Source organism: Kitasatospora sp. NPDC085879 (assembly GCF_040686255.1).
Taxonomy (GTDB): domain Bacteria; phylum Actinomycetota; class Actinomycetes; order Streptomycetales; family Streptomycetaceae; genus Kitasatospora.
This window is the reverse complement of record NZ_JBFBJZ010000140.1, coordinates 1-7,709: the sequence shown is the minus strand read 5'-3', so window position 1 is coordinate 7,709 and position 7,709 is coordinate 1. Positions and strand designations below refer to the sequence as shown.

The 7,709-nt window shown below is 69.6% G+C and carries 6 protein-coding genes; 2 read left to right on the top strand and 4 right to left on the bottom strand.

Annotated elements, in window-relative coordinates; genetic code table 11:
• Positions 1 to 203 precede the first annotated feature (203 nt).
• The 3 genes from AB0P35_RS40840 to AB0P35_RS40830 all read right to left on the bottom strand — a co-directional run bounded on the left by AB0P35_RS40840 (position 204) and on the right by AB0P35_RS40830 (position 4,155).
• Positions 204 to 2,000: an acyl-CoA dehydrogenase gene (locus AB0P35_RS40840; protein ID WP_363521417.1), complete on the bottom strand. Its 1,797-nt coding sequence runs from the start codon at positions 1,998 to 2,000 to the stop codon at positions 204 to 206.
• Positions 2,001 to 2,061: 61 nt separating this feature from the next.
• A complete protein-coding gene (locus AB0P35_RS40835; protein WP_363521415.1) occupies positions 2,062 to 2,835 on the bottom strand; it encodes an SDR family oxidoreductase in 774 nt (257 codons plus the stop codon).
• A gap of 942 nt (positions 2,836 to 3,777) precedes the next feature.
• On the bottom strand, positions 3,778 to 4,155 hold the full coding sequence (locus tag AB0P35_RS40830) for a MerR family transcriptional regulator (RefSeq protein ID WP_363521412.1): 378 nt from the start codon (positions 4,153 to 4,155) through the stop codon (positions 3,778 to 3,780).
• Positions 4,156 to 4,271: 116 nt separating this feature from the next.
• Between AB0P35_RS40830 and AB0P35_RS40825 the strand changes: the two genes are divergently transcribed.
• Positions 4,272 to 5,348 (top strand): alkene reductase, encoded by a 1,077-nt coding sequence (locus AB0P35_RS40825; RefSeq protein WP_363521410.1) that lies wholly within the window; start codon positions 4,272 to 4,274, stop codon positions 5,346 to 5,348.
• A gap of 492 nt (positions 5,349 to 5,840) precedes the next feature.
• On the opposite strand, the gene AB0P35_RS40820 is transcribed toward AB0P35_RS40825, so the two are convergent.
• A complete protein-coding gene (locus AB0P35_RS40820; RefSeq protein WP_363521407.1) occupies positions 5,841 to 6,347 on the bottom strand; it encodes a hypothetical protein in 507 nt (168 codons plus the stop codon).
• Between the two features lie 787 nt (positions 6,348 to 7,134).
• Here AB0P35_RS40820 and AB0P35_RS40815 point away from each other — a divergent pair.
• Complete coding sequence (locus AB0P35_RS40815; RefSeq protein WP_363521405.1) at positions 7,135 to 7,593, top strand: hypothetical protein; 459 nt, start codon at positions 7,135 to 7,137, stop codon at positions 7,591 to 7,593.
• Positions 7,594 to 7,709 lie beyond the last annotated feature (116 nt).

Genomic DNA, 7,709 nt, shown 5'->3' with positions numbered 1-7,709 from the left:
CGGGGACAGGATTTGAACCTGCGACCTCTGGGTTATGAGCCCAGCGAGCTACCGAGCTGCTCCACCCCGCGTCGGTAGGCACGACTGTACGGCACGGCGCTCCCGGGTGGGAAATGCGTTCCCGCCGACCCGCAGACCTACCGGCCCGCCGGTCGACGATACGAACGACCGGATCCGACCCGCGCCTGGATGGCAGGACAGGCTCAGAAGCAGTCCGCGGGCATGTCGAGGGTGGTGCGGTCGAGGCTTTCCAGCAGCGCGAACTGCGCCTCCGTCCTGGGCAGTTCGTAGCGGAAGAAGTACTGACCCGCCCGGCGCTTGCCCTCGTAGAAGGCGCCGCTGCGTCCGGTGGCGGCCAGCATCTGCTCCAGCCACATCCAGCCGACCACGACGTGTCCCACGGCCTCCAGATAGACCGAGGCGTTGGCGAGGGCGCTCTCGGCGTCCCCGGCCTCCCACAGGCGCCGCGTCACGGCGGCGACGCGGGCGACGGAGGCGTCCAGCTGCCGTCCGAAGCCGGCGACGTGGTCGTCCGCGGCGGCCGCGCGGGCGGTCGTCATGGAGATGGTCTCGATGAGCAGGCGGAGCCCCGCGCCGCCGTCCATGACGACCTTTCGGCCCAGCAGGTCGAGGCCGTGGACGCCGTGCGTCCCCTCGTGGATGGGGTTGAGGCGATTGTCCCGGTAGAACTGCTCGACGTTGTACTCGCGGGTGTAGCCGTAGCCGCCGTGGACCTGGATGGCAAGGTTGTTGGCTTCCAGGCACCACTGGGAGGGCCAGCTCTTGGCGATCGGGGTGAGCATGTCCAGCAGAAGCCCGGCCCTGGCCCGCTCGTCGGCCGTCGGGGCGGTGCGCTCGTCGTCCAGCAGCCGCCCGCAGTACAGGATGAGAGCCAGCGCGCCTTCGACGTACGACTTCTGGGCGAGGAGCATGCGCCGGACATCGGGATGCCCGACGATCGGGATCTGGGGGGCGGTGGCGTCCCTGGCCGTGAGCGGGCGCCCCTGGGGCCGGGTGCGCGCGTAGTCCAGGGCGTGCAGGTAGCCGGTGTAACCGAGCGCTGTGGCACCAAGTCCGACACCGATGCGGGCCTCGTTCATCATGTGGAACATGTAGGACAGTCCGCAGTGGGGCTCCCCGACCAGGAAGCCGACGGCACCGGGGGCCCCGCCGGGCCGGAAAGCGCCCTCACCGAAGTTCAGCAGCGTGTTGGTCGTCCCTCGATACCCCATCTTGTGATTGAGGCCGGCCAGGGCGACGTCGTTGCGTTCGCCTAGCGTCCCGTCGGCCCCCACCAGGACCTTGGGGACGATGAAGAGCGAGAGCCCCTTCACCCCGGGCGGGCCGCCGGGGATCCTGGCCAGGACCAGGTGGACGATGTTCTCCGTCAGTTCGTGGTCGCCACCCGAAATCCACATCTTGTTGCCGAACAGGCGGTAGGTGCCGTCGTCGGCCGGTTCCGCGCGGGTACGCACATCGGCCAGCGAGGAGCCCGCCTGTGGTTCCGACAGGCACATGGTCCCGGAGAAGCGGCCCTCGACCATCGGGCGGACATAGGTGTCGATCTGCCCGGGGGTGCCGTGGGCCAGCAGCAGGTTTGCGTTGCCCATGGTGAGGAAGGGGTAGGCGGCCGTTCCCACGTTGGCCGCCTGGAACCAGGCGAAGCAGGCGTTGGCCACCACACTCGGCAACTGCATGCCGCCCACCTCGTGGTCCATGCCCCCGCCGATCAGCCCTGCGCCGGCGAAGACCTTCAGGGCCTCTTCGACTTCGGGGATCATGTGCACCCGCTCGCCGTCGAAGCGCGGCTCCTGCGTGTCGTTCTTCTTGTTGTGCGGGGCGAAGTGCCGGGCGGCGATCGTCTCGCTGAGGTCCAGCACCGCGTCGAAGGTTTCGCCCGAGTGGTCGGCGAAGCGGGGGCGCGCTGTCAGGGATTCGACGTCGAGCCACTCGTGCAGCAGGAAGTCGAGGTCTCGGCGGGAGAGCAGGAGGGAGGCCATGGTGCTCTTCTTCTCGGGTTCGGGTTGCTTGTGCGAGGGGGGGGAGGGAAGCCGTCGCCGGTCAGACCGTGGTGCCGAGGCCGCCGTCGACGGGGATGACGGCGCCGGTGACGTAGGCGCCCGCACGGCTGGCCAGATAGACGGCGACGCCCGCCATGTCGTCCGGCCGCCCGATCCGGCGCAGCGGAGCCGCCTCCGCGATCGCCTCGCCCATGGCGTCCAGGGTCGCGGCCATCATCTTCGACTCGAAGGGGCCGGGAGCGATGGCGTTCACCGTGATGCCCTGCGGCCCGAGCTCCTTGGCCAGGACGCGGGTCAGGTGGTGCAGGCCCGCCTTGCTGGCCGCGTAGGAGTAGGCCGAGACCGGGCTGACGTGCAGTCCGTCGATGGATCCGACGTTGATGATCCGCGCAGGGTCCTCCGTCGATCCGCCGGCGCGCAGCTTCGGCAGGAGGGCCTGGGTGAGCAGGAAGGGGCTGCGCAGGTTGAGGTCCATGACCTTGTCCCAGCCGCTGACCGGGAACTCGTCCAGGGGCGCGCCCCAGGTGGCGCCGGCGTTGTTCACCAGGATGTGCAGCCGCTCCTCCCGCTCGCCGATCTCGGCGGCAAGTCGGTGGCACTCCTCCTCGCGCGACAGGTCGGCGGGCAGCGCGACCGCCTGGCCGCCGGGACCGGAGAGCCCGCGCACGGCCTCCTCGCAGGCTTCCGCCTTGCGGGAGCTGATGTAGACCTTGGCCCCCGCTTCGACCAGGCCCCGGGCGATCATCAGGCCTATGCCGCGGGAACCGCCGGTCACGAGGGCGGTTTTGCCGGCGAGGGAGAACAGCGAGGTCACGGTGGACTCCTGAGGGAGAGGGGCGGCTCGGGCAGGCTGTTCCCGGCCCGGAATGGATACTAAGCAGTTGCTTAGTATCTGACCTGAACGAGATACTAAGCAGTTGCTTAGCCGCTGTTCAAGCCTTGCGCCCCATGGAGCCCGGTCCGCGTGTCCACACCTCGAGGGTGCGGAGCGGACCGGCAGCGGACCCCCGAGAGGCGTCGGCCTCACCCGACGCCCGCGGCGACCGGCGCGACTCCGTCAGTGGCGGCAACGTGGCCCTGGGGATCTCCTGGCACTCGGGAGCGTGGGCCCATGCGTCAATGGCAGCCCGACCCAGGACAAGATGATGATCTCGCCGCGATCCCATCGCCGCTGCACGACACCGGCCGGCTAGTCCGCCGCCGGCAGGCGGCCGCCGTGACGGATGAGCACTGCAGACCCTCTTTCGCAGTGTGTTCAGACCGAAGTCCGGGGCGAGGACGAGCGCATTGCCGTACGCGGTATCGGCACTCCCGTGGGCAATCGCGGACGGGACAGGCGTGCACTTGGTGCGGGTCCGGTCGGCCCCCGGACCGATGTGCGGAGCGAGGGTGAGGGTGGCGTCGGCACCCCCCGGGCTTACCGGCCCACCGCATCCTGCCCGCCCTTGGCGACGGAGAGGCGGACGTCCGGCAGCGTCCGCGATCCGCTCCTCGGACGGGACCGCGAAGGCGCACCGGGTACACCGCCTGCCGTCGTTGCCGTCCCCACCCGAGGTGAACCACCGTCGGAAAGGATCTCGCCGACGGAAGCAGCGGTAGGGGCGGCGCCGGCGTGGGTGCCGCCCGCGCCTTCTACCGCCGACTCGGCCTCGCCCTCCACATCGACGGACTCGAGTCCGCCCGCGCCGTGTGCGACCTGTCCGACGGCCTTCGGCTCATGCTCGACGCCAAAAACTTCGCTGCCGCGCCGCGGACATCAGTCGCCGGCCGCCGACCGCTGGCGCTCCCGATGCGCCTGCGCCATGGTCATCAGCCCGGCAAGGGCGTCCCGGGTACGTACGAGATCAGCGATGCGCTCGGACAGCCGGTCGCGCTCCAGCGCCATCCGCTCCAGCGCGGCGTCGGAGTTGTCCTCGCTGGGAGAATCGACGCACGGCAGCAGTTCGACGATGGTACGGCTGGACAGTCCTGCGGCGAACAGCTGCTGGATGAACACGACCCGCTCGACCTCGTGGTCCGTGTAGTGCCGCTGCCCGCTGGCACTGCGGGTGCTGGTGAGCAGCCCCTGCTCCTCGTAGTAGCGCAGGGACCGGACGCTGACTCCCGCCCGTGATGCCAGCTCCCCGATGCGCACGCCGTCTCCCTCCGTGCTGTGAGCTGAGGCACAACCCTTGCCTCTGACGTCAATGTCAGGTTCTAGCGTAACCGCCGCGACCGGTTGCCCGGCGCCGATCACGAAGGAGCCATGACATGACGACCTTGTTCACCCCGTACCAGCTGGGAGACCTGACGCTGCCCAACCGGGTGGTGATGGCCCCGATGACACGGGTCCGTGCCGCCGCCGGCGGTCTGGCGACACCGTCGATGGCGACCTACTACGCCCAGCGGGCCACCGCCGGACTGATCGTCAGCGAGGGCGTGCAGCCGAACGTCGTCGGTCAGTCCAACCCCGGCACACCGGGACTGCACACCGACGAGCAGGTCACCTCGTGGCGCCCCGTCACCGACGCGGTGCACGCCAACGGCGGACGGATCTTCGCCCAGATCATGCACGGCGGACGGATCTCGCACCCCGACACCACCGGTATGCAGCCGGTCGGCCCCTCGGCAGTCGCGGCCGAAGGCTGGAAGGTGTTCACCCCGACCGGGCTCCAGCCGGCGCCGATCCCGCGCGCTCTGGACACCGCCGAGGTGCCCGAGCACGCCGAGTCGTACGCCCGCGCCGCCCGCCGCGCCGTCGACGCAGGCTTCGACGGCGTGGAGCTGCACGGCGCCAACGGCTACCTCATCTCGCAGTTCCTCTCGTCCAACGCCAACCTGCGCACCGACCGCTACGGAGGCTCGGTGAGCAACCGGATCCGCTTCGCCGTCGAGGCGGTGTCCGCAACCGCCGAGGCCATCGGCGCGGCCAGGACCGGAATCCGTCTGTCCCCGGGCGTGACCTTCTGGGGAGTCGAGGAGACCGACGTCCCCGAGCTCTACATCGCGCTGCTGACCGAACTGTCCCGCCTCGGGCTGGCCTACATCCACCTCGAAGCCACCACCGAGGAGGAGGTGCTGGCCGGCCTGCGCCGCGCGTGGCAGGGTCCCCTGATCATGAACCCGGTGCTCCCGATGGGACCGAAGCACACCGGCCGGGACGATGCCGACCACTGGCTCGACCTGGGGGCCGAGCTCATCAGCTTCGGCCGCGCCTTCATCTCCAACCCCGACCTGGTCGAGCGGCTGCGCACCGGAGCGCCGCTCGCTCCCGTCGACGAGGCCACGTACTACCAGGGCGGCGACGCGGGGTACTTGACCTACCCGGCATACCAGTACACCGTCTGACACCGCCCCCTCGGCGTCCGGCAGCGGGTCGCCTTCGGTCGAGGCGGTGTCCTGTGCCTCGATACCGCCGAGGCACAAATACCGCAGTGGGACGAGTGGGGCGACCGGCCTACGCCCCGGCGGCAGAGCATCACCTACTGGTCGTCGACCTGCCAGATGGGGCCCGCACGGTCTCTCCGGTGCCGCAGCCGCCCGGGCCCTGTAGTCGGTCACATGGGCACCCGAGAGAACGGCACCACCCGTGCGGGCGGTCGCCGCCCGGCCCGGGTGGTAGACGAAGGTCGCGCCCGGGTCAGCCGTTCATGCTCGAGCTGCAGACCGACCGGCGGCACCGGCGGGCTGCCGTCGGCCAGCAGCACCTCAGGTCCTCGCAGTCCCAGGCATGCGCCCGAGCGCGGCGGAGCGTTCGCGTGCTGATCCAGGAAGCGGTCGGCCGGAAGAGACCCATAGGGGCCCCGTTCGATGACGGCGGCCCCCATGCTCGTTTGTCGGTCAGTCGAGGTAGTAGCCCCGGATGTCGGCGGCGATGTCGATACGGCCGAAGGCGTTGTAGATGTCGATGGAGCCGTCGGTGCCGACGGGGACGAGGGCGAGTGCGGGGCGGATGGCGCCTTGGTCGAGGTTGAGGTTGGAGGCGGTGGGGCGGGTGGTGCCGCGAGGGTAGGCGGCGAGCCAAGTGCCGGTGGTGGGGGCGATGCCGGTCAGGTTGACCAGGACGGCCTTGGCGCCGGCGGGGATGCCGTTGGTGCCGGCGACCTTGACGGTCACGGCGGAGCCGCCGGGCAGGGCGGACCTGGGCGCTCCGGCGCCGTTTCGGGTGTCCAGGACCCGCGTCGGGGCGAGGGGGAAGAACGGCAGGTCCTGGCCACAGCCGGCGACGCCTTGGAAGTCGGCGATGAGGTGGACGTGGCCGTAGGCGTTGTACAGCCGGGCATCGCCGTACTGGTCGAAGGTGACGACGACCTGGTTGGCGCTGGTCTGGCCGGGTGTGAAATTCACGACAGAGGTGGTGGGCATCGTGGTGCTGTCGGGTCGGACGCCGACCCAACCGGCCGCCGTGGGCTGCGTCTCGGTCAAGTTGATCACCGCGGTGCGGCAGCCTGACAGATCGGAGGGGAGGGCGAGCTCGACGGATTCACCGGGGCCGATCGCTGCGGCAGGGTTGCACGAGATGGCACTGGACGACCCCTCAGTTGATCGATCGAGTGCGCCACATGATGGACCCCCCGTCCCGCCACCGAGGACACCGGGTTGGACCTGCTGAGCGGCTATGCGCCTTCGAACGATCCAACAGAGACGGTGCAGAGAAGGGCGTTCCAGCTCCGAAACCAGACAGCGGATTCACCAGCCTCTGCCGTATCGTCACCACCCCTGCCGCCGCGAGCGCCTCGACCCCCGCGTGCGCTGCGCAGCCGCGGGTGAGAGCTGGATGTCGCCCGACAACGCTGGGCCGTTGAAGGCACGGACATGGCGTTGCCGCGCCTTGAGTGGGCGAGGCAGTGGGCTTGTCTCCGGGATGACGCGAAAGGCGGGTCATCGTTGAGAGGGGTTCGGTGCAGGTCCTGCCAGGGTCGTTCAGGACGAGGACCACGGAAGCTGACACGGGTTCCCCGGCACCAGATCCGAGATCCACTGCACCCAACGGCGACGCCTCACTGGTGGTGGGATGACCACTATGCCCGTCACCCGCAGCGTTACCAGGCGCCCTTCGCCGCCGACCGTACCGGCCCACCGACTTCTCGCGCTGGCCTTGACCGCCCTGACCACCCTGACCGCCGGAGGGTGCATGTCCACCCCGGGCAAGAACGACCCGCTGCCCGTCACGGCCAAGACCGACGCCCAGGCGTGGGCGCAGCACATGACCGAATTCCTCGCGCAGAGTGCCGGAGTATCACTGTCGCCGACCACCGCGAAGCCGTTCTTCAGCAACTGCGTCGGAAAGAACGACGAGGTCGTCAACGACGGCCGCTACACCCTCAGCTACGCGGTCGACAGCACCGTTTCCCTGCAGCAGCACCCTGAGGCCGTCAGGAAGATCCGGGCCGCACTCGAGCAGCAGAAGTTCACCATCGACGGCTACCGGGAGACCTGGAACGGCAAGGCGTCCGCCCTGCTGGACGCCACCAACACCGACGGCCGCTACCTGGTCAGCGTCGAGACCGCCGGCGGCACCGATCGACTGCTATTTCGAATCAACACCCGTTGCCTCATGCCCCAGTCCACCATGTCTCCGACCCAGCACTGACACAGGACACGGGACAGGCCGCTAGGGCCTGTGTGAGGTTGTGATCAATCTTCCGGGTTCTGCCCCGTTCCGGGGCGGAACCCGGTAGAACTGCTGGGTGTGACGCGCAGGCAACT

Coding starts and splice junctions, on each gene's coding strand:
- AB0P35_RS40815 (WP_363521405.1), top strand. CDS start 7,135: ATGTCCACCCCGGGCAAGAACGACCCGCTGCCCGTCACGGCCAAGACC.
- AB0P35_RS40825 (WP_363521410.1), top strand. CDS start 4,272: ATGACGACCTTGTTCACCCCGTACCAGCTGGGAGACCTGACGCTGCCC.
- AB0P35_RS40840 (WP_363521417.1), bottom strand. CDS start 2,000: ATGGCCTCCCTCCTGCTCTCCCGCCGAGACCTCGACTTCCTGCTGCAC.